29 protein-coding genes are annotated in these 26194 nt (G+C 70.2%); 12 read left to right on the top strand and 17 right to left on the bottom strand.

Annotated features, from left to right (window positions below; translation table 11 throughout):
* Positions 1-597 precede the first annotated feature (597 nt).
* From ACIQGQ_RS35075 to ACIQGQ_RS34995, 17 genes are all read right to left on the bottom strand, one after another.
* Positions 598-1635, bottom strand: a complete 1038-nt coding sequence (locus ACIQGQ_RS35075) for a SpaA isopeptide-forming pilin-related protein (RefSeq protein ID WP_402404055.1) — start codon at positions 1633-1635, stop codon at positions 598-600.
* Positions 1636-1796: 161 nt separating this feature from the next.
* Positions 1797-3461, bottom strand: coding sequence for a collagen binding domain-containing protein (locus ACIQGQ_RS35070; protein WP_402404052.1), 1665 nt, complete (start codon positions 3459-3461; stop codon positions 1797-1799).
* A gap of 104 nt (positions 3462-3565) precedes the next feature.
* Complete coding sequence (locus ACIQGQ_RS35065; protein ID WP_402404050.1) at positions 3566-4045, bottom strand: hypothetical protein; 480 nt, start codon at positions 4043-4045, stop codon at positions 3566-3568.
* Positions 4046-4070: 25 nt separating this feature from the next.
* Entirely contained in the window at positions 4071-4916 is an 846-nt protein-coding gene (locus ACIQGQ_RS35060; protein WP_402404084.1) for a DUF317 domain-containing protein, read from the bottom strand.
* 44 nt (positions 4917-4960) lie between these two features.
* On the bottom strand, positions 4961-6136 hold the full coding sequence (locus ACIQGQ_RS35055; protein ID WP_402404047.1) for an ATP-grasp domain-containing protein: 1176 nt from the start codon (positions 6134-6136) through the stop codon (positions 4961-4963).
* 129 nt (positions 6137-6265) lie between these two features.
* Positions 6266-6511: a hypothetical protein gene (locus ACIQGQ_RS35050; protein WP_402404044.1), complete on the bottom strand. Its 246-nt coding sequence runs from the start codon at positions 6509-6511 to the stop codon at positions 6266-6268.
* Positions 6512-6532: 21 nt separating this feature from the next.
* On the bottom strand, positions 6533-7771 hold the full coding sequence (locus ACIQGQ_RS35045) for an MFS transporter (protein WP_402404042.1): 1239 nt from the start codon (positions 7769-7771) through the stop codon (positions 6533-6535).
* Positions 7768-8247: a regulator gene (locus ACIQGQ_RS35040; RefSeq protein WP_402404039.1), complete on the bottom strand. Its 480-nt coding sequence runs from the start codon at positions 8245-8247 to the stop codon at positions 7768-7770. The genes ACIQGQ_RS35045 and ACIQGQ_RS35040 overlap by 4 nt, the downstream gene beginning before the upstream one ends.
* A complete protein-coding gene (locus ACIQGQ_RS35035; RefSeq protein ID WP_402404036.1) occupies positions 8244-9086 on the bottom strand; it encodes a winged helix-turn-helix transcriptional regulator in 843 nt (280 codons plus the stop codon). The genes ACIQGQ_RS35040 and ACIQGQ_RS35035 overlap by 4 nt, the downstream gene beginning before the upstream one ends.
* A gap of 39 nt (positions 9087-9125) precedes the next feature.
* Positions 9126-9527 (bottom strand): hypothetical protein, encoded by a 402-nt coding sequence (locus ACIQGQ_RS35030; RefSeq protein WP_402404034.1) that lies wholly within the window; start codon positions 9525-9527, stop codon positions 9126-9128.
* Between the two features lie 10 nt (positions 9528-9537).
* Positions 9538-9978: a hypothetical protein gene (locus ACIQGQ_RS35025; RefSeq protein WP_402404031.1), complete on the bottom strand. Its 441-nt coding sequence runs from the start codon at positions 9976-9978 to the stop codon at positions 9538-9540.
* On the bottom strand, positions 9975-10457 hold the full coding sequence (locus tag ACIQGQ_RS35020) for a hypothetical protein (RefSeq protein ID WP_402404028.1): 483 nt from the start codon (positions 10455-10457) through the stop codon (positions 9975-9977). Before ACIQGQ_RS35020 ends, ACIQGQ_RS35025 begins: the two co-directional genes overlap by 4 nt.
* Before the next feature lie 149 nt (positions 10458-10606).
* Positions 10607-11347, bottom strand: coding sequence for a hypothetical protein (locus ACIQGQ_RS35015; RefSeq protein ID WP_402404025.1), 741 nt, complete (start codon positions 11345-11347; stop codon positions 10607-10609).
* Positions 11348-11368: 21 nt separating this feature from the next.
* Complete coding sequence (locus ACIQGQ_RS35010; RefSeq protein ID WP_402404022.1) at positions 11369-12061, bottom strand: hypothetical protein; 693 nt, start codon at positions 12059-12061, stop codon at positions 11369-11371.
* Between the two features lie 18 nt (positions 12062-12079).
* A complete protein-coding gene (locus ACIQGQ_RS35005) occupies positions 12080-12547 on the bottom strand; it encodes a hypothetical protein (RefSeq protein WP_402404020.1) in 468 nt (155 codons plus the stop codon).
* The gene (locus ACIQGQ_RS35000; RefSeq protein WP_402404081.1) at positions 12544-13095 is read right to left on the bottom strand and encodes a DUF4913 domain-containing protein; all 552 of its coding nucleotides are present in this window, start codon (positions 13093-13095) and stop codon (positions 12544-12546) included. The genes ACIQGQ_RS35005 and ACIQGQ_RS35000 overlap by 4 nt, the downstream gene beginning before the upstream one ends.
* Before the next feature lie 233 nt (positions 13096-13328).
* Positions 13329-14084, bottom strand: a complete 756-nt coding sequence (locus ACIQGQ_RS34995) for a DNA-methyltransferase (protein ID WP_402404017.1) — start codon at positions 14082-14084, stop codon at positions 13329-13331.
* 508 nt (positions 14085-14592) lie between these two features.
* Here ACIQGQ_RS34995 and ACIQGQ_RS34990 point away from each other — a divergent pair.
* The 12 genes from ACIQGQ_RS34990 to ACIQGQ_RS34935 all read left to right on the top strand — a co-directional run bounded on the left by ACIQGQ_RS34990 (position 14593) and on the right by ACIQGQ_RS34935 (position 26189).
* On the top strand, positions 14593-15711 hold the full coding sequence (locus ACIQGQ_RS34990; RefSeq protein ID WP_402404014.1) for a C40 family peptidase: 1119 nt from the start codon (positions 14593-14595) through the stop codon (positions 15709-15711).
* A gap of 257 nt (positions 15712-15968) precedes the next feature.
* The gene (locus ACIQGQ_RS34985; protein WP_402404011.1) at positions 15969-16283 is read left to right on the top strand and encodes a DUF6112 family protein; all 315 of its coding nucleotides are present in this window, start codon (positions 15969-15971) and stop codon (positions 16281-16283) included.
* The gene (locus tag ACIQGQ_RS34980; RefSeq protein WP_402404008.1) at positions 16283-16963 is read left to right on the top strand and encodes a hypothetical protein; all 681 of its coding nucleotides are present in this window, start codon (positions 16283-16285) and stop codon (positions 16961-16963) included. The genes ACIQGQ_RS34985 and ACIQGQ_RS34980 overlap by 1 nt, the downstream gene beginning before the upstream one ends.
* A 35-nt stretch (positions 16964-16998) precedes the next feature.
* On the top strand, positions 16999-18372 hold the full coding sequence (locus ACIQGQ_RS34975; protein ID WP_402404006.1) for an ATP-binding protein: 1374 nt from the start codon (positions 16999-17001) through the stop codon (positions 18370-18372).
* Between the two features lie 81 nt (positions 18373-18453).
* On the top strand, positions 18454-19926 hold the full coding sequence (locus ACIQGQ_RS34970) for an SCO6880 family protein (protein ID WP_402404003.1): 1473 nt from the start codon (positions 18454-18456) through the stop codon (positions 19924-19926).
* A gap of 102 nt (positions 19927-20028) precedes the next feature.
* On the top strand, positions 20029-20469 hold the full coding sequence (locus ACIQGQ_RS34965) for a DUF6238 family protein (RefSeq protein WP_402404000.1): 441 nt from the start codon (positions 20029-20031) through the stop codon (positions 20467-20469).
* Positions 20470-20497: 28 nt separating this feature from the next.
* Complete coding sequence (locus tag ACIQGQ_RS34960; protein WP_402403997.1) at positions 20498-22012, top strand: VirB4 family type IV secretion system protein; 1515 nt, start codon at positions 20498-20500, stop codon at positions 22010-22012.
* Between the two features lie 62 nt (positions 22013-22074).
* Positions 22075-22539, top strand: coding sequence for a hypothetical protein (locus tag ACIQGQ_RS34955; RefSeq protein ID WP_402403994.1), 465 nt, complete (start codon positions 22075-22077; stop codon positions 22537-22539).
* Positions 22540-22593: 54 nt separating this feature from the next.
* Positions 22594-23166, top strand: a complete 573-nt coding sequence (locus ACIQGQ_RS34950) for a hypothetical protein (RefSeq protein WP_402403991.1) — start codon at positions 22594-22596, stop codon at positions 23164-23166.
* A gap of 274 nt (positions 23167-23440) precedes the next feature.
* Positions 23441-24346 (top strand): hypothetical protein, encoded by a 906-nt coding sequence (locus tag ACIQGQ_RS34945; protein WP_402403988.1) that lies wholly within the window; start codon positions 23441-23443, stop codon positions 24344-24346.
* 226 nt (positions 24347-24572) lie between these two features.
* The gene (locus ACIQGQ_RS34940) at positions 24573-25679 is read left to right on the top strand and encodes a hypothetical protein (RefSeq protein WP_402403985.1); all 1107 of its coding nucleotides are present in this window, start codon (positions 24573-24575) and stop codon (positions 25677-25679) included.
* A 51-nt stretch (positions 25680-25730) separates the two neighbouring features.
* A complete protein-coding gene (locus ACIQGQ_RS34935; RefSeq protein WP_402403982.1) occupies positions 25731-26189 on the top strand; it encodes a hypothetical protein in 459 nt (152 codons plus the stop codon).
* Positions 26190-26194: the final 5 nt, after the last annotated feature.

Raw genomic sequence — 26194 nt, 5'->3', positions numbered from 1 at the left:
AGCCCCGCAGGCGAAGAAACCGTGCATGAACGAAACCAATCGACCAGTTCCGATCCGAAAGCCTGCGCGCCACCGTGAAAGCTGGCCTGCGCCACCCTGCTAGGTATGCACCCGTTAGGGTGAAGGTCGCCAAAGTCTTCTCACGCCGATGGGGTGCCAAGACAGAGCTTTGGATCGTTCCCTGCATGGTCAGCCTGAGGAGCCTCCTGAAGCAGCAGAAGCTTCCGGTCCGAGAAAGGCCAAGTGGCTGCCCAGTTTCTTCCAGCAGCAGTGGCTGAGTCGGCAGCACTGGCCAGCCGGGATGTGTAAGTTCGACAGCCCAGTTGTGACGGCCGAGCCGCTCGCTGCGGTCATGAGGATGCCGTAGGCCCTTGCCTTCGTGAAGCCGCTGGTCCTCGATCCCGTCGCGTGGGATTCGTTCCCATACGGGAGAGCGCGGCATCGGTTTCAAGTCCTTGCCGTCGTGGAGGTTGGCCGCGGGCGGCAGCAGGGCCGGACCTGAGGTGCCGGGCGGCAAGAACGTGCCACGGCGTACGACGAAGCCCTCGGATTCCGGGCTGCGGAATCCGAGGGCTCGTTCAGGGTGTGAAGGGCGGGTCAGCTCTCGGCCGGATCGTCGGGGCGAGTGTCCGTGCGACTGCGGCGTGCCAGGAGGAGAACACCTCCTCCAGTTGCGATGAACGCGGCCGCGCCACCGATCAGCCACGGTGCGGCGTCGGCTCCGGTGTGGGCGAGGGAGCCCGTCGGCGCCTTCGACGTGGAGTCCCCGACCGGGGTGGCGGACACGGACGAGGAGTCGGCATCCGGTGCGTGGCTGCTCGGAGCCGAGGTCGCGGTTCCTCCTCCGGTTCCCCCTCCGGTGCCGCTGCTCGGTTCGTCGGGGCCTGACGGGGAACTGGTGGGCTTGTGTGTCGGCTTGTCCGAAGGGTCGGGCTTCGGAGCAGTGGTCGTCTTGGCGTTGGTGACGGTCACGGTCACCGGGGCGCCCGGGCCTGCGGTGAACGTCTTCTTCGGCTTGTAGAGGTCGTACCCGATGGGGGCCTTGGTCTCTACGACCCAGAACTTCGTGCTGCGGCTCGGCACGGGCAGATCGCCGGACGCGGTCCCCTTGGCTCCCGTAGTCAGAGTGAGGAGTGTAGAGGTGCCGGTGCCGATGTTCACGGTCGCGCCGGGCAGGAGTTTGCCGGTCGTGTCGTCCTTGGCCTGCAGGAGGACCTTGGCGGCCTTGAACGGGTCGGTGATTGTCAGCCGGGTGGTCGCGCCTGGGGTGACGATGACGTCGTGGTCGGCGACGGCCTCGTGGAACGGGCTGCCGGAGGCCGTCTGCTTGATCCGGTAGGTGCCGGGCGCGAGGTCGGGGATGGTCACCCTGCCCTGAGCGTCGGTCTGTCCGCGTCCGGCTTCCTGGCCGGCGGAGTCGAGCAGCAGGAACGTGGCGCCGGGCACGGGGTCTCCGGCCGTGTCCTTCGTGGTGATCTCGACGGTGCCCGCATCCGGGGCGGGGGTCTCGGCCGGGGCGGCGGAGGCCGGGGGGGGTGTTTCGGAGGCTTCGGCACTGGCGGCCGGTGCCCAGGTCAGAGTGCCGGCCGCCGCGATGGCGACGGCTGCAGCGAACCGGAGGAGACGGGCGTGCACGGGGAAGGATGCTCCTTGGGGCAGGGGACGGGGAGGGTCATCGGGTGTGGCCGGAGGCCAGGAGCTGTGGGTGTGATGCCGTGCTGGTGCTTGCCTGTCGAGGGCGCGGCGGGTGGCGTCGGGGACGTCCTGACTCTCCGATGACGTCGGGGTAAGGGGAGCTAGTTGGCCGGCGGAGTGCTGGTCTGCCGTCGGCGGCGGGCGGTGAGGTAGAGGGTGCCGCCTGCCAGGAGCAGGCCGGTGGCGCCGGCCAGGAGCCAGGGTGTGGTGTTGGCTCCGGTGTGTGCGAGGGAGCCGGAGGACGGGGTGCTCGGCTGGGTCGGAGGGGTGGTGGGCGGGGTACTCGGGCTCGGCGCAGGGGTGGTGGGCGGCGTGGTCGGAACGGGGTGGTCGGCGAGGGTGACGGCGACATCGGCGCCGGGCTTCGCGGTGAAGGCGGTCGGGGTGGTGTCGAGCTGGTAGCCGTTGGGGGCGGTGGTCTCGGCGGCCCAGTAGCGGGTGCCGGCCCGGAGGGTGACGTCGAGCGCGGTGCGGGCGGTGCCGCTCGTTCCGGTCGTCAGGGTGGTGACGATCTTGCCGGGGCTGTGCTTGCCGGCCTTGTTCGTCTCGTCGGCGCGGATGGTGATGACCGCGCCCGTGAGAGGCTGGCCGGTGTTCTTGTCGACCTTCTTCACCGACAAGTCGGCCTTCTTGAACGGGTCGATCAGGTCGAGGGGGTTTACCTGGGCGGTACGGCCGGCGGTGATGGTGATGGTCTGCTCGGGGATCAGGTCGTGCAGGGGGCTGCCGGATGAGGTCTCGCGCAACTGGTAGGTGCCGGACCGGAGTCCGTCGAGGACGAGGACGCCGTGCTTGTCGGTCGTGCCTTCGGCGACCTGTTTTCCGTCCTTGTCCAGGAGCTGGAAGGAGGCTCCGACCATGCGGGTGCCCTCGATGTCCTTCTTGCGGATGGTGAGACCGCCGGTCGCCTCGCCCACGGCGACGGTCGCTTCGTCCTTGATGCTCGTGGCGCCTCCGGCCAGGAGCATGCGCTGGGCGGCGGGGTTCTTCGGGGTGAGGACCTGCAGGTCGGTGGCCGGCAGGCCGTCGGCGGTGGCGGTGACGCTCGCGGTGCCCGCCGTCTTCGCGGTGAACGTCCAGTGCGCGGTACCGGTGCTGTCTGTGGTGACCTTGCCGGAAGCGGTGCCGGAGCCGGACTCGGCCAGCGCAACGCTCACCTTCGGTACCGGAGTGCCGGCGCTGGTGGTGATCTTCACGGCGACGGCGACCTGGGTTCCCGCGGTGGTGGTCTTGGTCGCGGGGGTGATCGTGAGGGTGTAGGGGCCGGCCAGGCGCTCGGCCTCGGCGAGATAGCCCTGGGCCAGGGTGCGGGAGGTCGGGGAGACCACCGGGTAGGCCAGACGTGCCTTGCCGCGGGCGCCGTCGAGTGCGTAGACGCCGCCGGCCAGGTACTCGTACACCACGGCGTCCACCGCAGCCGCCCTCGCGTTGTCGCGGGTCTGGCCGTACTTGCCGATGATGTACGCCGCCTGCTCCAGACGCTCCCTGGGCACGGTCCTGCCGGTCACCGACGAGGTCCAGGACGTGACGGGCTTCGGGGCACTGTAGCCGTCGGCGTCGGCCGGGGCCCGGCGTTCGGGGTCGGCACAGTACGTCTCGGTGTCGCCGTGAACGGCCGGGCCCGGCGGACCGTAGGCACCGATGTGGGACGCGTCGGCGTTGCCGTCGGAGTCGGGGATCGTGTATCCGGGGCCCGGGGAGATGGCGGGGGCCGCCTGGGCGGGAGCCCAGGCCAGAGTGCCCGCCACGCCTGCGGCAGTGATCACGGCCAAGGATCGGAGAGCACCGCGACGAACGGTTCGGGGCACGAAGAGACTCCTTGAATCGGGTGAGGGGGAAGAGTTGCGGAACGGGAAGACTGGGTGAGGGATCAGCGGGTACGGGCACCGCTGTGAGGGGCCGGTGGGGCTGCGGCCTTGAGCGCGGTGCGGCCCGCCGAGCGACCGGGGGCCTTCGCGGTCCAAGCGCCGGGGAACCAGATGCTGGTGTACCGCTCGATGGCATCACGCAGTCCCGTGGTGTCGGCCCCTTCCCAGGAGGGCTGGCCTGGTGTGGCGAGCGTGATGTTGAAGGTGTCCAGCTGGTTGCGTTGGCGCGTGGGGCCTTCGTGGGAGAAGGTTCCGTGGTCGGCGAAGCTGAGTGCTACGGCGTCGATCTCACCTCGGTCCGAGTGCACCACCGCCAGGCGCAGACCGCCGTACGTGTTCCTGTACCTCGTACCGGTGAAGCTGATCTGCAGACGTAGCGGTGCGCCCGCGATGGGGGTGGCGTAGTAGGTGCTGCCTACAGTCGTCCCGCTCGGAAACGGAAGGCGGAGTTCGGCGAAGAACTCTGGGGCTCGCAAGGACAAGATGGTTCTCCGGGTGGGGCTGGTTCTACCGGCGCGGGCCGGGAAGGGCCGGGCGGGTGGTGGTGCTCCAGCGCGGGACGCTGGTGGCGGGCAGCGCAGCCGGGCGGCGGGAGGGGACGGCCCGCCGCACGTCTAGCGGTGTGGGTGCTGGCGGGAGGATCGGGGTGAGCTGGGCCATGCCCTTGATGTAGGTGGAGGTCGCATCGCGCCACCGGGGCAGTGGAGCCGGGTCGGCGACGCACTCGGTGACTGCGGTGAGAAGGGCGACGGGGGTACCGGTGCTGGCCGTGGCGTACCAGACGGGCCGGTCGACGGACTTCCCCGCCCACAGCTGCCAGCGGGCCTCGCGTGTGGTCAGTTCGGTTTCCGGGTCAAGGTCACCCGTGGTGAACTCCATGCAGGCGTGCCCGTCCGGGGACTGGACCGCGAAGACGCCCCCGCGCGGGCGATCGGCCTCCCAGCCCTGCTTGAGCAGAGGCAAGACCACGCGGAAGGGATCGTGCTCGTCGTTCCCGGGGACCGGCCGGGCGAGGTAGACGTCCGGTCCCTGCTCGTACGCTATCGCGAGGACGGTGGTGGCCGCGGTCACGAACTCGGTGGGGACGCGGTCGTTGAAGCAGACGCCCCAGACGGGCGGCGCGAACGGGTCAGAGTAGGCGTTGATGCGCCACAGCCCGTCGTCGTCGCCCTCGGGCAGGTACCCGAGGCGTACACGGTGGTCGGGAGCGCTCACATAGACATTTCCGTCGTCGTACCGCAGGTCCCAGCCGAGGTCTAGCAGCGGGGCGAGAGCCGGGTCGCCGATGCCGGTGGTTCCGGCCAGGTATCGGGGGGAGACGTAAACGTCACCGTCGAGATCAGTTGTGCTGATAGGGCGTCACCTCTTCCGGGGTCGGCATCTGCATCGGGAGGCGGTCAGTCGTGCGGGGCGTCGACCGGTGCTTCGATGGTGAGCGTCACGCGGGTCTGAGCATGATGAAGCCGCTGCTGGGCGGTATCGGCGGAGGGGGCGGTGACGAGGAGGTGGCCGATGCGGGCGGTGTCGAGGTCGCCGTAGGGCGGAAGGGTGACCGTGTCTCCGCGGTCGCGGAGCCAGCGGACTTCTTCGAGCCAGTCGGCGGTGTCGACGAGCTGCGGGTCGATCGAGCGGGCGGTGAGGGTGCCGGAGGTGTCCGGGTACAGCAGGCGGATGGCCGCGGCCCGGGATCGTGTGGGAGTGAGGTCGGGGGCTGCTCCGCGGGCCACGTCCGCCGCGATGCGGGCGAGGTCGAGCCCGGTGGCGAGGGAGACGAGGCGGCCGATGAGGTCGCCGCCGATGCGCCCGTTGACCTCGATGACGCGCGGGCCGCGATTGGTCAGCCGCAGTTCGACGTGCTGGATGCCGGTGCTGATGCCGAGTGCGGCGACGGCGGCCGTGGCGACGGGGGCGACTTCGACGAGCAGGGGGTCGTGGGCGTCGACCGAGTGGGCGGTCTCCTCGAAGTACGGGGCGAATCCGACGGTCTTGCGGGTGACGGCGACGGCGGCGGTGACGCCGCGGTGGGTGACGCATTCCACGGAGACCTCGGGGCCGTCGAGGTACTCCTCGACAAGGATGTCGTCGCACTCGCTTCCGACGCCGCCGACGGCAGCGGAGGCGAACTGCCATCCTTCGGACAGGTCTTCGCCGTTGTCGACGCGGATCACGCCGAGGCTGGCTGCATTGGAGGCGGGCTTGAGTACGACGGGGTAGCCGATGGATTCGGCTGCGAGCACGGCTTCCAGGAGCGAGGTGGTGCGGATCGAGGAAGCCGAGCCGACCCGGTGCTCGGCCAGGGCCGCACGGGTTCGAGTTTTGTCCCGGCAGGCGCGCATCGCGTCGGGGTTGGGCCCGGGAAGGCCGAGGTCCTGCGCGAGGCAGGCGGTGGGGACGATCTGGTACTCGTCCCAGGTGAGCACGCCGGAGACGTCGTGGCGGGCGGCCAGCTCTCGGCCGGCGGCGACGACGCTGTCCGGGTCGGACAGGTCGGCTACCTCCCAGTCGTCGACCAGGGTGGTGTGCCAGGTCGGCGGGGCGTCGATGATGGCCACCACCCGGTACTCCGTGGCCACCTGCTCCAGGCAGTAGCGGCGATAGACCTCGTCGCCCGGGGAGACGACGAGTACGACGGGGCGGGTCTGCGAGGCGGAAATGGGGGTGCTCCTTGCTGGGTTGTCAGTGAGATTCGGGGAGCTGGGCGGTCACGCGGTCGTACCAGCGATGCGCCCATTCCCGGCAGTTGCTGCAGCTTTTGTGGCGGTGGCCGGACAGCGGAGGGCGGCGTCGGGCCCCATGGGCCACGCCATGGAGTCGGCCTCGACCAGGCCGTCGGCGTACGAGGTGAGGCCAGCTGTCTTCACTCCGAAGCCGTGCAGGGCGAGCCCCTGGTTGGCGAGGGTCCGGACGATCGACTCGATCTGTCCGCTGGCCTGGCGTCGGCATACCAAGCGCGTATGGAACGGCGCGGTTCAGGTACGCAGAGCGGAGTCGGTGCGCAGCCGGGCGAAGGCCCAGAGCAGGCCGATGGCCTGCAGTGCGGCGCAGGCGGTGATGATGTGGCCGAGCGCGGTCGGCGGGGTGAGGGCGGTGAGTATCCCGGCGACGGGGAAGGGAAGCAGAAGGATGAGGATGCTCACGCTCAGCGCGCTGCCGAACTGACCGGTCGCTGGAATGAGGCGGGAGCGTACGGTCCGCAGCACGACGGACATGCCGCCCTCTGCTGCCATGAGGATCGCGACCAGGACCAGGTAGGTCCAGTAGTCGGGCGCCCAGGCGGCGGCGAAGCAGGCGAGCGAGGCGACGGCGGCGCACGCGGCGCCCACGGGCCACAGGCCCACGCGGTCGATCACGACCCGGCACAGGGCGACGGTGACGACGGTGGCCGCGGCGGCTGCGGACCAGACCAGGCCGACCGCTGTGGTGGTCTGGCCGAGCCTCTGGACGACGATCACGGGACCAGCGGCCTGCAGCATGCCGGAGGCCAGGTTCGACAGGGTCAGTCCGAACACGAGCCATCCGAGTGCGGGCAGGGCGCGGATGGTGCGCCATCCAGTGCCAAGTCCGGAAAGATATCCCTTTCTCGGAGCGCGGGCCGGAGCGACGGGTGAGGGCGGTGTGCGCAGAGCGAGGACCGAAGTGAGCAGCGACAGGACAGTGATCACGGCAAGCATCGTCGACGGTCCTGCGAGCAGGAGTACTCCGGCGAGCGCGGGTCCGGCCAGGGTCGCGGTCTGGTCGATGCCGAGCAGGGCGGCCTGGATGCGGTGGGCCCGGTCACCGGCCCTGCGGCTGGCTGCGGCGCCGGCCGTCTCGGCGGCGATGTATCCGAACTCGCTGCAAACACCGGTCGCCGCCGCGACCACCAGCACGGCCACCATCGCCGTTGTCCCAGAGGGGTGGAGGTGCAGCACGACGGCGCCGGCGGCCAGGGCCAGCGCGCGTGCCAGGGACGCCAGGTGCAGCACGACGGCAGCTCCGCGCCGGTCGACGACCGATCCGGCCCATGCGAACGTGCTGAGCCGCGGGATCCACTCCAGAGCGAAGGCGGCGCCCGTCAGAGCGGCGGAACGCGTCGTGGCCAGGACGAGCAGCGGGATGCCGTAGGTGGACATCGCGAGCGCCATCGCATCGGTTGTGCGCGGCAGGTAGATGCTCCGCATCAGCCCGCCGTTGTGGCATGCGTGCCGGGGTGTGATCGCTTCGCTCACGCCGCCAGCTCAGGTTCGAACACCTCGGCTGTCCGAGGGGTGTTGGCCAGCCACTGGATCAGAAGCGTGCGGATACGGCCCAGGTCCTCATCCGAGCTGTTGGTGTGTTCGGTGGTGAGCGACGGTGCCAGCAGATCGAGGACGCACTGGATTCGGCTGTTGAAGTCACAGACGGTGGCCGGTAGGGCGCGACGCCGGGCCCAGCGAGCCATTGCGTCGTACAGGTCGGCCAGTTCTTCCCCGGTCTCGGTCAGTTCCAGACCGGTGCCGGGCGCGATCCGGACGAGGCTGTGGGCGCGGGCTGTATCGACGGCGCTGCGCAGTTGGTGCGCGGAGAGGTCGGGCAGGGTACCAGCCAGCCGCCGGGGCGGTATGGCGCCATTGTCGTCGATCTCGGTGACGAGACGGACCAAGGGCCGCGAGGCGAGCAGTTCAACGGTGCGTCGCGCTTCGGTGGCGGTGAAGGGGATCTTCATCGGCGCGGCCCTCCCGCCGGGATGGCGGCCTTCGGCCGGGCTGCCGTGGCGTGGGAGAACAGGTCCCCGTTGTGCCAGGCTGGAAGGGACAGAACTGTCCGTGCGGCTGGAAGTGCCGTGAGGGCCGACCGGGGCTGGCTGCTGGTCCACTGCTTCGGCGCGGGCCTCGTCTGCGGATGCCCCCAGACCGGATGCCCGGCCGCCTGGTCGAGGGACTTCCCGGCGGACCATGCGGACAGCGTTCCGAGCACGGGGCCCAGGCCGTCGCCTGCTGCGGACAGCCGGTAGGGCTGGCCTACACCGTCGGTGTCTACCAGACCGTCGGAGACGAGTTGCCGCAGAGGCGGGTACACGTTGGTCCAGTCCTGGGCGGGCATCACGATCCGGGCCAGAGCTCGGCCGCTGACGTCCTGGCGGGACTTGAGCACCCACAAAATGGCGGCGGCATGGCGCCGGGTGAGCAGGGTGAGGCTGTCCTCGATCTGCTCGATCGCGGGCAGCGGGCGGTCCACGTTCTCCAGGTGCTTTTCGGCCCAGGTCACGATCAGCGGCAGGACCGGAAGCAGGGCTGCGCCACGCTCGGTGCGGCCGTAGGTCACGTGCCGAGTGGTGTGTTCGGTGCGTTCGACGAGGCCGGCGTCGCACAGACTCTTGAGCTTGGGGTGGAGCTGGCCGCTCTGCAGCCAGGGCACCTTTGCCGCCAGCTCGCTGTAGCGCAGCGGCGAGCCGGAGAGCGCCAGAAGAATCCTCACGTTCCAGCGCGGGGTGATCATGGCGAGGGCCTCGGTGACCCGGGAGATGTCAGCGTCGGTGTCCGGGGGCAGAGCGGTGATGGTCAAGGCAGGAACTCCTGGGTGGATGAGGGGGTCGTCTGCGGGTCAGCGGCTGTGCGCGGGACTCGGCGCCGCAAGAGGCGGAGCCGGGACCGGCGGCGAGGGAGCGGCGGGGGCCGGGATCGGGGCCAGGCTCTGCAAGACGGCGACGACCGTTTTGGCCTGGACCTCGTGGACGGCGACGGCTTCGGCGAGTCGGCGGGTCCCGTCGAGGAGGTGGGAGACGTCGTGCGGGCCGATCTGTCGCTCGGGGTGGATGAGCCGGGCTAGACGGTCGCGGTGGAAGCCAATGCTGCGTTCGGCGAGGGCGAGGTCGTCGTGCATGCCGAGCAGGGCGGAGAGCATGTCGAGCGGCTGGTCCCGGACGTGGGCTTTGAGGTCGGCGAGCGGTGCGCCGTACAGGTCCTCGATCCGTCCGGCTATGTCGGTGGACGTGGAATGGAGCAAGCGTGGGCTTTCACGGTCGGCGGGCCCTGGCCACCCCGGCACGCTGGGGCGGGGCGGCAGTCGGCGGCCGGGGGGCGGTAATCCTGGGTTGGGCCGTGAGGACGGGCCTGGCCTGCTGGGCGGGCGGTGGCATGGTGCGCAGCAGTTCACCCAGGGCGGTGCGGTAGCCGTCGCGGGCGTCGAGCGCTGCGGCCAGCCACTGTGCGTCGAACCGGAGTTTGTCTGCGGACAGTTCGCCCATGTCGCGGTCCGGATCCATGTCGGCGTGGACACGGTCGCGGACCCGGGCGACCTGCTCCTCGGCGAGCGCCAGGAAGGAGCGCAGCTCCAGGGCTCGGGCGAGCGCGGGTGAAGCATCCTGCCCGACAGCCTCCTCGTACAGCCCGGGGACCGGTTTCCCGAAGACCTTCTGCAGTTCGGCGTCCAGGGTGCTGGCTTTGTCCCGGGTCATCGGGCGGCCCGTGCCGGTGGCCACGCCGACGCCGGTGCGGTGGTAGCCGCCGGCGGGTTGGGGGCGGTGGTCTGCACCGCTGGCCCGGTACGGGGCCGAAGGCGGGCGAGGCGTTCTGCGGCGACACCCTTCTTCCCTGGAGCGTCAGGGTCGAGGAGCCATCGCACGACTATGGCCCGCCCGTCGCGTGCGGTGACGGCTGCGTTCACCCGGTACGCGAGGCCCATCGTCGGATCGTCGACCTCGCTGGGCTGGGTCTGCAGTGCGGCGAGGAGGTCCTCCTCGGCACGGTCCAGCGTGGACTGGGCCTCGACGAGAAGGCCGTGCCACTTGACGACGTCGGTCGCGTCAGGGTTCGCGGTCGGCGCGGCGGCGACCGCAGCCTTCAGCTGGTCCATTCCCATGTCGAAACGTGCTTCGATCCGTTCGGTGAGCACAGCCACGACATCTGCGGAATCTTCGGATATGCCGTCCGGCAATAGAGGTCTCCTGTTCTGGGTAGGCCGATACGCAGGGAAGTTGAGTGCCTCGGGGGTTGACCCGGCGGCCGTATAAGAGTCCGGAGAATCGCCGGTTTGGCTAACCGGCGATCGTCGGCTATGTTCCGTCGCCCTGTTGGGCCGAGCACTCAACGCGATCGGCCGGACGGTCGCGCGACATGGGCTCTCGCCACGCCGGTCGGACGGCTGACGGCATCTGCCGGGCGGACCGGCGGGAGAGGGCCGGCCTCTCCGGTGAGCCGGTCGTCACACCACTGCAGGGCCTCACCCACCGTGCCGAAGCCGCCTTCGCGCAGGGTGTGCGTCCACGTCTCGGTGTCGACCTCGTCGACCACGACGCGGAACGGCGACGTGGCGTGCTCGTCCAGGGCGCGCAGAACCACGACGATGACCATGTCGTCCGGGTCGTCGCTGGTGTAGGAGTAGCCCATGGCGTAGTGATCGCCGTCGCCGACAAGGCGTTGCTCCAGCGCTCGCGTGGCGGCGTCCGCCGGCGGCGGGCCGAGCTTCGGATCAAGGCCGATGGCGTCGTGCGGGCAACCTCGGTGGACGAGCCAGGACTGTGCCAGCGCGGGCAGCGGCAGTTGGTTCCGCTCGAAGCTGAACGTCTGCTTCTCGTGATCCCGTTGCAGATGCACGGCGAGCACCTGGGGCATGCCGGGGTGTCCCCAGGTCGCGGTGCGATCGAACAGGACGTAGTAGCTGTGCGGCCCGTCGTGGTGTTCGGCGAGAGGGACCAGCATGTCCTCATGGACACCGACCTTGCGGTAGAAGTCGAGACACTTCTCCTTGTCGGCGCCGAGGCCGTCCAGATCGAAATCGACCCGGGGGATGGAGGGCCGGGCCGGCGTCGGCTCGGTGGGAGGCAAAAGGGAACCCTTCGGTTGAGGTCAGCGGTGCGCCGTAGGTGACGGCGATGCGGCGGGGCGAGCCGGGCCTCTCGGCTTCTGTGTCGTGGGGACGCGGCGGGCGGCGAACAGCGCTGCTCGTCCGGCGTCGGTGAGCACGACCGGCTGGCCGGCGTGTACGGGGTGGCCGGTGTCCCGGGCGATCAGGCCGGCGTCTTCCAGCCGGCGTAGCTTGACGTGGGAGATACGGGTTCCGGAGGCGGCTGTGACAGACATCCGGCCGGTCATCAAGTGTTGGTAGAGCTTGGCGCCGCCCGCGATGGCAAGCAGAGCTGCCTGATCGTCCGTCGAGAGCGGCTGAGTTTCGGGCCTGGTGGACGTTGCTGCGGCTTCGGCGGGTTCCAGGGCGGCGAGCATGGCCCGGGCGGCGGTATCCCGCGCGCGAACGGCCTCTTCCAGCTGGTTCACGGTGCGGGTGATGCGCGTGAGCAAGGCTCTATCGACCTCGAACTCACGGCTGGACAGCCGGTTGAGGAGGCGCAGATGGAAGAGGACGCCGGATTGGGCCTTCGCCAGTTCCCGGTGCCGGTCGACCAGCAGGGCGTACTGGTCGTCGAGGACACCACGGTCGCGGTAGGCCCACAAGGTGTCGATGTCGTGCCCGGTGGCGGCTTCGAGGCGGTGGTCGAGCGGGGAGACCGCGCGCCGGGTGGCCGGCGCGGGTTCAGGGGGCATAGGCGAGGCTCCGTGCGGTCAGCGGATGGAGTGGTGGTGCGCGGGGTTCGGTACGGGACGGGGCAGACCTGGCGTTGCGGTGGGCTGCAGTCCAGGCCGGGTGACCAGTTGCGGAGACCGGGACCGTGCCGCGTGCGTGCGGGCGCTCAGCGGTCGGCGGCGCATGCCCAGACGGCGGCCGACCTCGTCGTAGATGTCGTTGCCCGCGCGCGGCCGGATCGCGACGACGTGGATCTCCTTGCGGTGGGCGGACTCTGCGGGCGCCGGGCGGACGGCGTAGACGGCCCGCCAGTCCTTGCGGGAGTCCACGACCAGCTTCCGGAAGCCCTCCAGATCGCCGTCGAGACGCAGGCCGAAGCGCTCGGCGTTCACGACTTCTTGCAGGTAGGCGAGGGTGAGGTCGCGTATGTCGCCGGGGGCCTGGAGGAGGTCGGTGAGCGCGCGAGGGTCGAAGCTCAGCCCGAAGGCGGGCTGCCCCGCGCTCACGGCGCCGGCTCGTCCGGCTCGGCGTCTCCGGCGGCATGTGCCATAGTCGCCGCTTCCGCACGTACGGACGGCGGCGGGCCGGGCAGGCGGCGGTGTGCGGGCCGGTCGGGCGAGGTCATGCAGGCCGACAGCGGGCCGCCCGGTGCGCGGATCGCCGCGACGGCGTGGGTGAGGAAGTCCCGGTGCCACACGAAAAGGCCGGAGGGCCCGGATTCGGGGTCCTTGTGATGCTGGTAGGCCAGCCACAAGGCGTGGAGCCAGGCGACGACGTCGTCGTGCTCCTGCCACTGCAGGCACCAGGGCGCCGCGGTGGTGACCTCCGCTCCGTAGACCGGGAGGAAGAAGTCGTCAACCCAGTCGGACAGGCCGTCGAGTTCGTCCTCACGCGCCTCCCCGTCAAGTTCCAGGATGGGACGGGGCTCCGGTGGAACGGCGGTCGGCAGACCGCCGAGTCCCGGCATGCCGAACGCGGCGAACGGTGGGGCACCCGGAGACGGGGCGGAGGCGAGGTGGTCGAGCTGCTGGGCCTGTTGTGCCGACTGCTCCATGAGCCGTCGCACGCTCGCCTCGATTCCCTCCAGATGCTGATCCGAAAGGCGAATCGGGGCCAACTGTCCGTCTGGCATTTCTGGTTCAGGCATTGAGGATTTCACCCTCCTACAGGAAACGGAATGAGAGAAATACGGGGCCCTCGCGGAGCCGTCGGCGGATTCCACGGTTTTCCGGCTGGATCGCGCGACGGCCTCACGTGGGGGCTGGCCGTCCGGGCGGCGGTCAGGGATCAGGCGGTGAGAATCACGTCGTCCTGCGTGAGGGTTGCGCGGACCGTCTCGGTGAGCCGGTCGGTCGCGATCGACGCATAGTGCGCGGTCTTCTCGACGCCGATGAAGTCGCGGCCCTCCAGCAGGGCGGCCACACCGGTGGAGCCGGAGCCGGCGCAGAAGTCGAGGACCGTGCCGCCCTCGGGGGTGATCTTGACCAGCTCGCGCATCACCTCTACCGGCTTCTGCGTGATGTGCTGGCGCTTCGCTCCCGAGGGCTGCGACGCCGAGTACATCCCCGGCAGATACACCGGATTCCGGGAGCCGTCGAGACGCCCCTTCGACCCCCACACAACGAATTCGCAGTTCTGCGTGAAACGGCCCTTCTGGGGCCTGGCCTGCGGCTTGTGCCAGGCCAGTATCCCGCGCCACAGCCAGCCGGCCGCCTGGATCGCGTCCGTGGTCGTCGGGAGCTGGCGCCAGTCGGTGAACAGGAGCGCGGTCCCGCCGGCCTTCGTCAACCGGTGCGCTTCGGTCATGATCTGCGTCAGCCAGAAGCCGTAGGAGCGCTGGTCCATGTTCTCGCCGGTGAAGTCGGCGAGGTCACTCTTGGCGTCGACAGAGGTGTACTTCTGCTTCGCAGAGCGAGCGGTGCGCTCCTTCGCGGTCCGGCCGCCGCTGTTGTACGGCGGGTCGGTGATGACGGAGTCGACGCAGTCGTCCGGAAGATCAGAGAGCACGGCCAGGGCGTCGCCCTGATGAAGGGAAAAAGGCAAAGAGGAACCTCAATTCGAGTGCGGAAAAGCGGAGGGAACTGCCGCCTCGCGCAGGAGTCCTCGGGGCCGGAAGCGGGCTTTCAGAAGCCCAATCGCGCAGCCCGAGGAGGGCGAGGGGGAGTTCAAAAACTGTAGAGGCGAAAACGCCGACGACCAAGAAGTGCGTGTCGAGGTATCGATCTCCGGCACCTCACGCCACTTTTTTGGTCAACCGCCGATCCACGCCTACTGTTTTTGAACCGCCCGACGCACTCCGCTGTCGGCGAATCCTCTGCAACACCTAACGGAGGTCCCATGCCCCGGAGCGCCTAACTCGCGACTCGGCCTCCTGGAGCGAGCGGCAACTCGCCCCGGGCAATCCGCTCCCCTATCGCCCACCCCGGCTGTCGCGCCCTTCCGAAGCGTCCCCCTGCACGCGGCACGCCGGACACACCCCCAAGGACACGTTCATGACATCGCGCTACCGACCCATTCCGAACCCCGCTGACCGGCGCGCGGTCCGCTCGGATTGAAGGGGCTCGCCGCCGGCATCGGCGTCGTCTTCCTCTCCCCGATCCTGATCGCCGGCACCGGCATGGTGCTGGCTGTCTCGGCCGACGCCGTACAGAGCAGCGGCCCCGTCACGAGGTGCCTGACCGACATCGACAGCGACAAGGTCGCTGAACAGGTCGCCGAGATCCTCGACGGCGCGTCCGGCAAGGACATACACGTCGAGGGCCTGGACCTGCCGGCCGAGCAGATCCCCAACGCCCAGACGATCGTGGCAGCCGGTCTCTCCCTCGATGTCCCCGCCAAGGGGCAGGTCATCGCGCTCGCCACGGCGATGCAGGAGAGCCGACTGCGCAACCTCAGCTACGGCGACCGCGACTCCCTCGGCCTCTTCCAGCAGCGCCCTTCTCAGGGCTGGGGCAGTGCCGAGCAGATCCGCGACCCCACCTACGCGAGCGAGCAGTTCTACAAGCATCTACTCAAGGTGAACGGATGGCAGCAGATGACGGTCGCTCAGGCTGCCCAAGCCGTCCAGAAGTCCGGTCTGCCGGACGCGTACGCGCAATGGGAGAAGTTGGCCACCGCGCTGCAAGCCGCCATTGCCAAGACCTTTCCCGGCAGCAGCGGCACGGGCGGCAAGGAACCGGACCGGGACAAGGAACCGTCGGCCACGGCCGGCTGCCGGGACGGTTCCGGGTTCGGCCGTATCCCCGAGGGGAGCGTCCCGAAGGGCTACTCGATCCCCAAGGACGCGGATCCGAAGGCGCACAAGGCCATCGTCTGGGCGATGCAGCAGCTCGGGACGCTCTATCAGTGGGGCGGATCCTGCACGAACTCGCACGGTCCCGACCCCATGGGCCGCTGCGACTGTTCCAGCCTGATGCAGCAGGCGTACGCCCATGCCGGTGTCACGCTCACGCGTACCACGTACACGCAGGTCACCGAGGGCAAGGCCATCTCGGCGAAAGACCTCAGGCCCGGTGACCTGATCTTCAGCCGCGGCAGCGCCGCACGGCCGGACCACGTCGGCATGTACATGGGCGAGGGCCTCGTCATCGAGGCGCCACGCACCACCAAACCGGTCCGGATCACCCCGATCAAGGACTGGACGATCCTCGCGGCCCGCCGCATCCTCTGACGCCGCACTCGCCTTGTGTAGGTTCCGACCCAATTTATCAGTGTCCGGCCGACCTGCCACCGAACTGTCAGCCGAGCCCGAATGGGCTGTGTCAGCTGGGGAATTCGACAGATCGGCCGGACGAATCCGTTGACGTCCCGCCCGGCCGGCCAGGCCCCTCGGCCACTTCTGCGCACTTCGCGCGCACCTCCCTCTCCGCTTTCGCCTTCCCGCCGGCCCTGTCTGGGCCCGCGCATGCAAGGAGCCCCACCACCCCTATGTCCATCCCCCTCGCAGACCGCGTCATCCAGCTCGCCTACGACCCAGGCATCTCACCCAAGGGCGGTGGCCTGCCCGGTCTGAGCGTGCTCAAGAACGTCGTCAACTCGATCAACATGTTCGGGATCATCGCTGTCGTCGGTGCCCTCGCTGTCTCGTTCGGGGTCTGGGCCTGGGGCCACCACACCGGTGGCCACCAGGCCGAGGCCAACGGGAAGAAGGGCGTCCTCGTCTCCGCCGGCGCCGCCCTCGGGCTCGGCGCCGCAAACGGCATCGTGGCCTTCTTCTCCGGCCTGGGCTCGCAGGTCCACTGATGCGGACTCGACTTCCCTCCCTGCCGTCGTACGGCACGGGCTGGTCGGCCAACCGGCGCGTCGCCACCGTCGCCATTGTCGTCACCCTGCTCATCGCCGTAGCGGCGGTCGTAGCCTGGCTGACCGGCAGCGAGGACGGTCGCCAGGACCGTACTGCTGCACCCCCGTCGCACAGCCCCACCATCCTTCCGGCCGCCCCCACGGCCACGGTCGGCCCGGGCTCCGTACCCGCTCCCCCGCAGATCTCCGAGCCGGTTGCCTACGCCAGGGCCGCTGCCGAGATGCTGTGGTCCTACGACACCCGGACCACCAGCCGCGACCAGCAACTCGTCGGCATGCGCGCCTGGATGACCACCGATGGAACGTACGCCGACTGGACCTCTGCCTCAGGCCAGGTGCCCGGCCCGGTGCTGTGGTCCCGGATGGCCGACCAGGACCAGCACGCCACCGGTTCGGTCGTCGACGGCCACTACCCCACCGCATTCAAGGACGCCCTTGCCGACGACCCGTCCGCGATCACGAAGGCGTACGTATACGTCGTCACCGTCAACGGCAAGCAGGAGATCAGCTGGAAGGGCGGCGGAAGCGGCGCCGAGGAGCGCGCGGTGACCCTGGCTGTGCAGTGCCGCCCCGGCCACGACTGTGCGCTGGCCGCCATCGCTCCGGGCGTCATCCAGTGACCCGCGCCCGCCCCGACAGAAAGGAGGAGTAGCTCGTGGGATTCTGCGACATTCCCGTGGCGGACAAGTTGTGCGACGCCGGTGACGCGATCTCCTTCGCCGCGAACCCCGCTGCGGCCATTGGCAAATGGCTGGCCCGGTCCGCGGGCGAGCTCGCCGCAACCTCGGCCGACCTGGCCGCCGAGGCGGTCAACACCACCACACGCGTCGACCTGAACGCGACGTGGTTCCGCGACAACTACGAAATGCTGCTGCCGCTGGGGCTGACCCTGCTCGTCGCGACGTTCTGCGCCCAGCTCGTCCGTGCCGCGATCCGGCGCGACGGCCAGGCCCTCGCCCAGGCGTTCACCGGCACGGCGAGTGGTGTGCTCTTCGCGTTCTGCGCCATCGCTCTGACCACGGTCGCCGTCGAGGTGGTCGACGTCATCAGCGACGGTCTCTTCGAGACCGCGCACCTGAGCATCGAGTCGGCAGTGCGGCGCATCGTGATGGTCAACATGATCGCTTCCCTGTCGGGGCTGGGCTGGCTCGTCCCGGTCGTCACCGGTCTCGGCGCAGCCGTCGGCGCGATCCTCTACTGGTGCGTGATGATGGTCCGCAAGGTCGGCATCCTCGTCATGGTCACCCTGGCGATCTTCGCCGGGGCCGGCGGCGGCTGGGAAGCTGCACGGCGCTGGCGCCGTGGCTGGATCGAGGCCACCGCGACCCTCGTCGTCAGCAAGCTGCTGATGACCGTGATCTTCGTGCTCGGGATCGCGGCCATGGGGAAGTCCGAGGCCAAGGACGGAATCGCCGCGCTCGCCGACGTCATGTCCGGCATCGTCGTGATGGTCCTGGTCCTGCTCTGTCCCTACGCGGTCTTCAAGTTCGTGCACTGGGCGGCCGAGGGCACCGACGGCGAGTCCATCCACCGCGCCGGCGGGGCCGGAGCCCAGATCGCCAAGGCCCACGCCGAGAAGGCCGCCCGTAAAACGGCGGCCGCTGCCACCGCCGGAGCCGGCGGTGCGGCAGGCGGTGCGGGCGCCGCACCACAGGGCGCCGACGCAGCCGGAGGCGGTTTCCCCGGTGACATCGCCGCCAACCCAACCGGTGGAGGCGGCGAAGGCAAGGGGAGATCGCAGAGCGGCGGAACGGGTGCTTCGCCCGGCGGCACCGCGGTCAAGTCCGGCCTGGAGAAGGCCGTCCAGCCCGCGCCGACGAGCGTGTCCGATGACACCAGCGGGCAGGTGGGAGGCAGCCCGGGACCTGCCGGATCCGGCGCAAGTGCCGCATCGGGGCGCAGTGGCGGCTGGCAGTCCACCCCGCCGACCACCACCCCACCGCCTCAGGGGGCGCCTCCGTCCTCCAGTACGGGCGTTGCGTCCAGCGGCGCGAGCGGCTCCCCGCCACCGCCGCAGACCGGCCTCTGACCCTCTGCCCGACTCCCGGGGGCGGGACGCGCACTCTCCGTCCCGCCCCTGGGTCCCACCCGCGCCTCCAGGACCCGCCCCTTGACTGATCTCTCCGTCGCCCCGGTCACGGTGAAGTTCCCGCACCGGTCCCGCCGCGGCATCCTCCTCGGCCTCTCCCTGCCCCAACTCCTCCTCGTATCCGGCACACTGGCGCTCCTGCTGATGACGGTGATCTCCACAGGACTGCTCGGTGCCATCGCCCTGGCACCACTGTGGGCCACGTCTGGCGCACTCGTCGCGATCCGCCGGAACGGACGCTCCCTCATCGACTGGGCGCCGATCGCGGCCCGGTACGCGCACCGCCGCCGCAGCGGCCAAATCCTCTGGCTCGCCCGGCCCGTCACCCGGCCCCGGCAGGACGGCATCCTCCATCTGCCCGGCACCGCCGCCTCCCTGAAAGTCGTCACCCCCGGCGACTCCGCCAACGGGGCCGCAGCCGTCCACGACCCGCATCGGCAGACCCTGACAGCCATCGCCCGCGTTACCTCCCGGGCCTTCGTCCTTCTCGATCCCGCCACGCAGAACCACAACGTGGCCAGCTGGGGACGCGCGCTCGCGGGTATCGCCCGCACCGGGCACATCGCCACCGTCCAGGTCCTGGAACGCACCGTTCCCGACAGCGGCGACACCCTCACCCGTCACTGGACCCAACACGGACAGCCCCAGACTCCCGTCGCCGGACAGATCTACTCCGAGCTGGTCGCCTCGGCTGGTCCCGCCGCAGCCCCGCACGAGACCTACCTCGCCATCTCCCTCGACCTCAAGAGCGCCCGGCGCCTGATCTCCCAGGCCGGCGGAGGACTACCCGGCGCGTTCACCGTCATGGAGCAGACCACCGCCTCCATCGCACAGGCCGCCCGCACCGCAGGTCTCCAGGTCACCGGCTGGCTGAGCGCGCGGGAGGTCGCCGCCGTCATCCGCACCGCCTACGACCCGCAGGCCCTCGCAGCCCTCCAGCAGTGGTCTGACACCGGCCATGCCGAGGCCGACCCCGCCGCCGCCGGCCCCGTCGTCCAGTTCGAGGAGTACGACCGCCTCGCCACCGACAGCGCACGGCACGCTACCTACTGGGTGGAGAACTGGCCGCGCACCGAGACGGGAGCCGGATTCCTGCACGGGATCATGTTCACGGCCGGCGTGCGCCGCAGCCTCTCCCTTATATACGTGCCGCAGGGGCTCGAATCCGCACTGCGGGACGTCCAGCGCAAGAAGGCCGCGATCATCTCCGACGCCAACGAGCGAGCCCGCCGCGGCCAGGTCGACTCCGAAGAGGATTCCGTCGAGTACGCCGATGTCAAGGCCCGCGAACGCCAACTCATCGCCGGACACGCCGATGTCGCGCTGACCGGCCTGGTCACCGTCACCGCCGAGACTGACACCCTCCTCGACGCCGCCTGCGCACAGATCGAGACCCATGCCATCACCTCCGGCGTCGACCTGCGCCGGCTCAACTATCAGCAGCCGGACGCCTTCACTCTCGCCGCACTCCCGCTCGCCCGCACCGCCCTGTGAACCAGCCGCACCCGTACGCCTGAGTCCGCGCACTCCGGTTCACCCGCAGCAGGACGCCCCTCACCGCCCAGCCCAACGGTGGCAGGAAGGACAACCACCCCTTTGACGTCTCCCACCCGGCCCGACGACGCACACCCCTACCTCCGCGCCGCGAGCGCCGGCATCCGCCATCACGCACGGGCCCTCACACCCGCAGACCGTCCGCACCTCGACGTGTTCCACGCCCACCTGACCGCCCTGCTCCACCTACTGGACCGGCTCGCTATCAACACCCGGCCCCCGCACCCGGCCGCCGGACACCACCTGGCCACCGCCCACACCAGGCTCTGGCAGGCCACCACGGAAGTCCACGCCGCCTTCCACCTGCTGCCCGGCCCGCTCCCGACCGGCACCGAGACAAGCTCCTGCCACCCGGAGCGGCTCCCCGAGGGGCCACCCGTACTGACGATCTGCCAGCGACACCTCGCGGCCGGACACGTCGTGCGCCGCAAGACCACCCCCACGGACCTCCGCCCGTACACCACGACGGCCTGCGTGCGATGAGCACCACCCGCAGAATCGACAGCCCCCGATGAACCACCGGCCCGCCCGCCGCGCCCGCCGCGCCTCCACCAGCCCCCTGTTCACTCCCCACGGCGCTGACCGCGCCAGCCGCAGGGCCGCCCGCCGCCGGCTCGCCGAGGCCGCCGCCAAAGCCCGCGCCGAGGCCAGCGCCCACCAGGACGACAGCACCGTCACCGAGCGCCAGATGCCCGCCCCGCTCCACCCGCCGAGCGGACGCCCCGGACCCGCCTCCGCTCGCGGGAACCGGTTGAAGCTGCCCGCCCACCGCATGACCACAGCAGTCGCGGGTGGCGCCTATCCCTTCCTCGCCGAGGGCGGACTCGGCGCTGAGGGCATCTACATCGGCCGTGATGTCCACGCCGAAGCCTCGTTCGTCTTCGACCCGTTCGCGCTGTACGGCCGCGTCGAGGGGTTCACGAACCCCAACCTCCTGCTCGCTGGCGTGATCGGGCAGGGAAAGAGCGCCCTCGCCAAGTCCTTCGCGCTGCGGTCGGTTGCCTTCGGATACCGCGTCTACGTCCCGTGCGATCCGAAAGGCGAATGGACACCGGTCGCCGAAGCCCTCGGCGGACGGTCCGTCGCGCTCGGTCCCGGACTGCCCGGACGCCTGAACCCCCTGGACGCGGCGCCGCGGCCGGAGAGCGTGCCCGAGGCCGACTGGGTCGGTGAGATCCGCAAACGACGCCTCCTCCTGCTCGGCTCGCTCGCCCGGACCGTCCTGGGCCGGGACCTGAAGCCCATGGAGCACACCGCCCTGGACATCGCCCTCGACGCCGTCGTCACCCGCGCCGCCGACACGCACCGCACCCCGCTCCTCGGCGACGTCGCCGCGACCCTCAACAACCCGCTGGCACTCGACGAAGCCGCCGGGATGGTGTCGGGCCAACTCGGCGACGCCGCCCGGGACCTGGCCCACGCCATGCGTCGCCTGGTCCACGGCGACCTGGCCGGCATGTTCGACGCCCCCTCCACCGTGAGATTCGACCCGAACGCGCCGATGCTCACCATCGACCTGTCCCGCCTCGGCGGCAGCGGGGACGACACCGCCCTTGTCCTCGCGATGACCTGCGCGAGCGCCTGGATGGAGTCCGCCCTCTCCGACCCTGGTGGCGGCAGACGCTGGATCGTGTATGACGAAGGGTGGAGGCTTATGCGGCACGTTGGCCTTCTCCAGCGGATGCAGGCCCAGTGGAAGCTGAGTCGCGGCCTCGGCATCGCCAACCTCTTGGTGATCCACCGGCTCAGCGATTTGCTCACCGCCGGCGACGCCGGATCACAGGGCCGTGCCCTGGCCGAAGGACTCCTCGCCGACTGCAGCACCCGGATCATCTACCGCCAGGAAACGGACCAGCTCCGCGCCGCGGCCTCACTCCTCGGCCTGACCTCCGTCGAGATGGACGCCATCGCCCACCTCAACCGAGGGCGCGGTCTATGGAAGGTCGCAGGCAGAAGCTTCATCGTGCAGCACCTCCTGCACACCCACGAACTGGCGCTCTTCGACACCGACGCCCGCATGCAATGAAAGGTCCGTGAGTTCACGAATACTGACGTCTCAATCCCTATGAACCCGCGGGTGATGGGCTGATGACGCATCCTGCCCAAGGCCCCGCTCCCCGGCTCGCCGTCGGCTCCCAGATGGTGGTCGAGACGCTCGGCACATCGCCGCGGCGCCTCGGCGAACTCCACGGAACCAACTCCGCCGAGGGTGTCGTCGCCCGCCTCGTGGACGTGGCCGCCCGCCACCTGGACCACGTACACGAAGAGTTCACCGACGCCGCCCAGAACGCGGCCTCCGTGCTGACACGCGTGGCCACCGGAAAGGCACAGATCAACTCGCTGGGCGTCCTGCAGAACAGCGCCACTCAGATCGACATCCTGGCCGCCCGCCGCGCCGACGCCGTCGAGCGCCTCAAACAGGTCATCCATGCCTACCAGCACATGGCGAGCCTCGACAACGGCACCGCGCAACCCGCACATCACACAGGCCAAGCCCCGATCCGCCCGGCAGCCCCCAGCGCGCCTCCCAACCGTGCACCGCGTCGCCGGTGACCCTCCTCCCGCTTCCAACCGAACCCACGAGAGTGGAGACAGGAGCAAGGGCCCGTGCCGCCCGACTCCCCACGCGACCTGATCCCGCGCGACACCGCCCACCGCCTTGTCGGTGCGCTGTACGCACTGGCGGACAAAACGCGCGACGCCGCCCAGCAGTGGGAGCTGCTCGACGAGAACGGACACGTTCCGGACGCCCCCGCCTACACCGAGCTGATCCAGCACGCCATCGACGCGCAGGACCTCTCCCGAGACATCCTCCGGGTTACGGCCGCCTTCGCCCGAGGCCCTCACCATGCCACTCGCGTCGGCAGCGCGGTTCTGAGGCATCTCGGCGTGGCGGCAACCACGTCGAGCCGCGCAGCGCCGCTCTTCGCCGAGACTGCCGAGTGCGTCCTGGCCCTGGCCCGGTGCGCCACCCCGACCGACCGGCACGACCTCACGAACCGCATGGTCATCGACCACGCCTCGGCCCGGGCCTGCCTGCGCCGCACCTCGGAGTCCCTTCGTAACACGGTCAAGGAACTCAACGACCACCTCGACTTCCAACGATTCCTCACGACGCTCATGCGTCAGGAAGGCCCGCCAGCACCTCCGCCACCCAATCCAGGCGGTCGCCACCGCTGAGCGCGCCAACCGGGCCCCGTCCACTTCCCATCCCGAAGGATCGCTCTGAACCGCCCCGCTCACATCAGCGACGCCGACTGGGCCGAATTCCAGCAGCGTCAAGCTGAACACGACTACCTCATGGCACAAGTCGACCGTGAAACCCAGAGAGAACACGACCTGATCAACGACTGCGACGAATACGAACTCGGCGTCGGTCCGGGTCCGGCACCGGAAGCCGGCCTCGCTCGCCGAACGCCTCCGCCGTTCCGACCGGCGCACCGCAGGAGAAGCCGTGGCCGCTGACGAGGCAGAGGCCGTGGATGCCCTCGCGCCACTTCCTGACCACCGCGACGTCAACACGCCATGGTGGCAGGAGCTGTGGCGTCGCCACGCGCACATCACCACTCCGCTGCGAGCACGTGGACTTCGGTGCGATATCGAGTTCGGCCTCAGTGCCTACATCGTGCGCGTCTCGCTCCCTGACGACAGCTACCTGATCATCGGCCCACCGCAGGAGCCGCCCTCCGACCGCCCGCCCGGAGACCCCGAGGGCTGGATCGTGACCCGCGAGCACAGCAGCGACCGGCCGCACCTGTTCGAGCGCATCTACGACTCGGCTCCGCCCGGCCACGCTGGCGGCCCCGAACAGCCAGAAGCTCGCCACGGCAGCAGCGTCCAGCCCCTGATCGAGGCGATCGACCACCATCTCTCCCGACTCGGCCTGCTGCCAAACCCTCTCCCGCTCCCCGAAAGCCCCCGCGTCCACCCGGCACCCGAGCACCCCGCCCGCAGGGCCTCCGACACACCAGACCGTGGCCTCGTCTCCGTCCACGGCGACGCGCTGCGCGATCTGACCGACCAGCTCAACGGAGCCGAGTCGTATGCGGATGCTGCTGCCCTCTTGCACCAGGTCCTGGAACCCGCAGACGGTCTGCTGGCGCAGCTCGGCGACTTCTTCGAGGCGGCCGGCGAGAAGGCGAAGGAAGCCAAGGAGGACGACGGCTTCGACCTGTCGTACGACCTCGCCGACGCCGCCGCCGAGATCCGCGCCCTCGGCGAAGTCCTGCACGCGGCCGAGAACCGGATGCGGGCCCTCAGCCCGGTCCCGCCCTCACCGCAGGCATGCTCCACACCGGCTCGGGCACCGTCTCTTCCGCCACGGGCCCTTCCGCCGACGCCGCCGCGGCTCACACGCTGAGGCCGCTCCGCCGCCTCCCTTCAGGAACATGTAGCCGCCCCCGCGCTCGGGGTCGCCCTGAGCGCCGACTTCAAGGACCCTCCTCTGCCTGACCACTTCTCCCTCGGCTCCGCCCCCGGCCCCTGCGGCGGGCGATGTCGGATCGCCTCCGACGAAACGACGGCCACACGACTCAACGCCGTCTGGACGTACGGCCGCGCCGTTCTGCACTGCGAAGACCCGTTCCATGGCTGAGGCGCAGATCGTCCTGTCGCAGAGCCGCGAGTCCGGGATCGTCGCCATCGCCTCGGGCGAGCAGTACCCGTGGGCACACACCGCTCTCGCGAAGAGCGGCTTCCGTCGGGACGACGACGGCGTCTGGCACCTGCCCCCGGACGGCACCCAGACCACCATGGCCGACCTTGTCCAGTGCGCGAAGCGGCACCATACCCGCGTGCGCACGAGCAGCCGACGGTTCATCGGCGACGCTGCCCGAGACCTCGCGCGCCTCCTGCCGGGCGAGTGGCACGCCTCGGTCGAGATCTACTCGCATCCCGCCTGGCAGGAGGACCTGGTTCCCTGGATCTGGGACAGCGGCGAACTCGGTCGCGCCCTCCAGAGCGAACGCATCCCGTACACCGCCACCCTCACCGACACTGTCCACGGCACCGCGCTGCTCTTCGTCGAGCGGCCCGGCCATCAGCCCGGCTACCTGGTCGGAGCCTTCTCCCCCCAAGGGCTCGAAGAGGGCTACGGCGATCCCCACGCCCCGCACAGTATTGTCCTGCCGTCATTCCCCGGGCTGGCTGCCCAGCTCCTCACCGACCAGTTCCTTCCGGCCTACGACCAGGCCGTCCACGCCCGTCGGGCGGCGGCCATCGCCGGTGCACTCGGGGATATCCGCTCTGAGCACGCGACCTGGCAGGCTGTGGATGCCTCCGGCCGGTACGGCGACGCCACCCCGGTGAGCGCCGCCGACTTCGGTGCCGCGACGGAGCTGTTCCTCGACCACGCCTGGCGCCGTTTCCGGACTGTCATCGACCACGCCCCGACGCTGCTTGGCCGGTGCCGACCGGAAAGCAGCCCGTGGCCCGACGACGCCACAGCCCTCTCCCGTCTGGCCGACGCCATGGCCAACGCCGCGGCCCTGGTCGACGACACGGTCCACAGCGGCTCCGTGCCGAAGCAGGAGCGCTGGGCGCGCGCGTGGCCGGCCATCGAGACCTGGCTCGTCGAAGGCGAACGGTTCTCTCGTCAGGCCCGCATCAGCGCACCCCACCAACGTCCGGCCCTGCCCGTCGCCGCGCCAGCTCTCCCCCTCACCGCGGCCCCGGCCCCGCGCCGCGGCCTCTGATCCCCTTCGCCCCACGGCCCACGCCCACGCCCCGAGGAGAGTCCCGCCCCCTTGCAGCCCGGCACCCACTTCGCGTTCCACGACCACGAGGAACACGGCTTCGTGGCCTCCTTCCCCGCCTCCCTGCCCTCTCGTCTTGCCCAATGGTGTCTGGAGCGCCAGCAGTTCGAGCCCGTCCCCGAAGAGCCCGGCCTGTACCGGCTGAGCGAGCCCGACCGCGACGGAGTCCGCCGCACTCGTCAGGCCGTCCACAGCCTGCGCCGACACGGCTACACCGTGCAGGCCGACATCCGTCTCGACCCGTCCCTCTCGGCCGGACCGTCACACCTCGCACGACCCAACGGGCTCCAGGAGCGCCGACGTCGGCTCGCCCGGGCCGCCACCGGCCGGACGACTCAGCGCTCCGTACCTCCTGTCACCTCCCCGTCGGCGGGCCGGCCGATCCCGCCGAAGCCCGCCCACGCTCCGGCCGTCGGCCTGACGGCCGCAACCGACGGGCGGTCCCGATGACAGCA

Origin of the sequence: Streptomyces sp. NPDC092952 (assembly GCF_044754785.1) — a bacterium.
GTDB lineage: Bacteria > Actinomycetota > Actinomycetes > Streptomycetales > Streptomycetaceae > Streptomyces.
This window is presented reverse-complemented; position numbering and strand designations above follow the sequence as displayed.

Coding starts and splice junctions, on each gene's coding strand:
- ACIQGQ_RS34985 (WP_402404011.1), top strand. CDS start 15,969: ATGTCCATCCCCCTCGCAGACCGCGTCATCCAGCTCGCCTACGACCCA.
- ACIQGQ_RS34955 (WP_402403994.1), top strand. CDS start 22,075: ATGACGCATCCTGCCCAAGGCCCCGCTCCCCGGCTCGCCGTCGGCTCC.
- ACIQGQ_RS34960 (WP_402403997.1), top strand. CDS start 20,498: ATGAACCACCGGCCCGCCCGCCGCGCCCGCCGCGCCTCCACCAGCCCC.
- ACIQGQ_RS35025 (WP_402404031.1), bottom strand. CDS start 9,978: ATGACCCGGGACAAAGCCAGCACCCTGGACGCCGAACTGCAGAAGGTC.
- ACIQGQ_RS34980 (WP_402404008.1), top strand. CDS start 16,283: ATGCGGACTCGACTTCCCTCCCTGCCGTCGTACGGCACGGGCTGGTCG.
- ACIQGQ_RS34940 (WP_402403985.1), top strand. CDS start 24,573: ATGGCTGAGGCGCAGATCGTCCTGTCGCAGAGCCGCGAGTCCGGGATC.
- ACIQGQ_RS35040 (WP_402404039.1), bottom strand. CDS start 8,247: ATGAAGATCCCCTTCACCGCCACCGAAGCGCGACGCACCGTTGAACTG.
- ACIQGQ_RS35000 (WP_402404081.1), bottom strand. CDS start 13,095: ATGGAGCAGTCGGCACAACAGGCCCAGCAGCTCGACCACCTCGCCTCC.
- ACIQGQ_RS35010 (WP_402404022.1), bottom strand. CDS start 12,061: ATGCCCCCTGAACCCGCGCCGGCCACCCGGCGCGCGGTCTCCCCGCTC.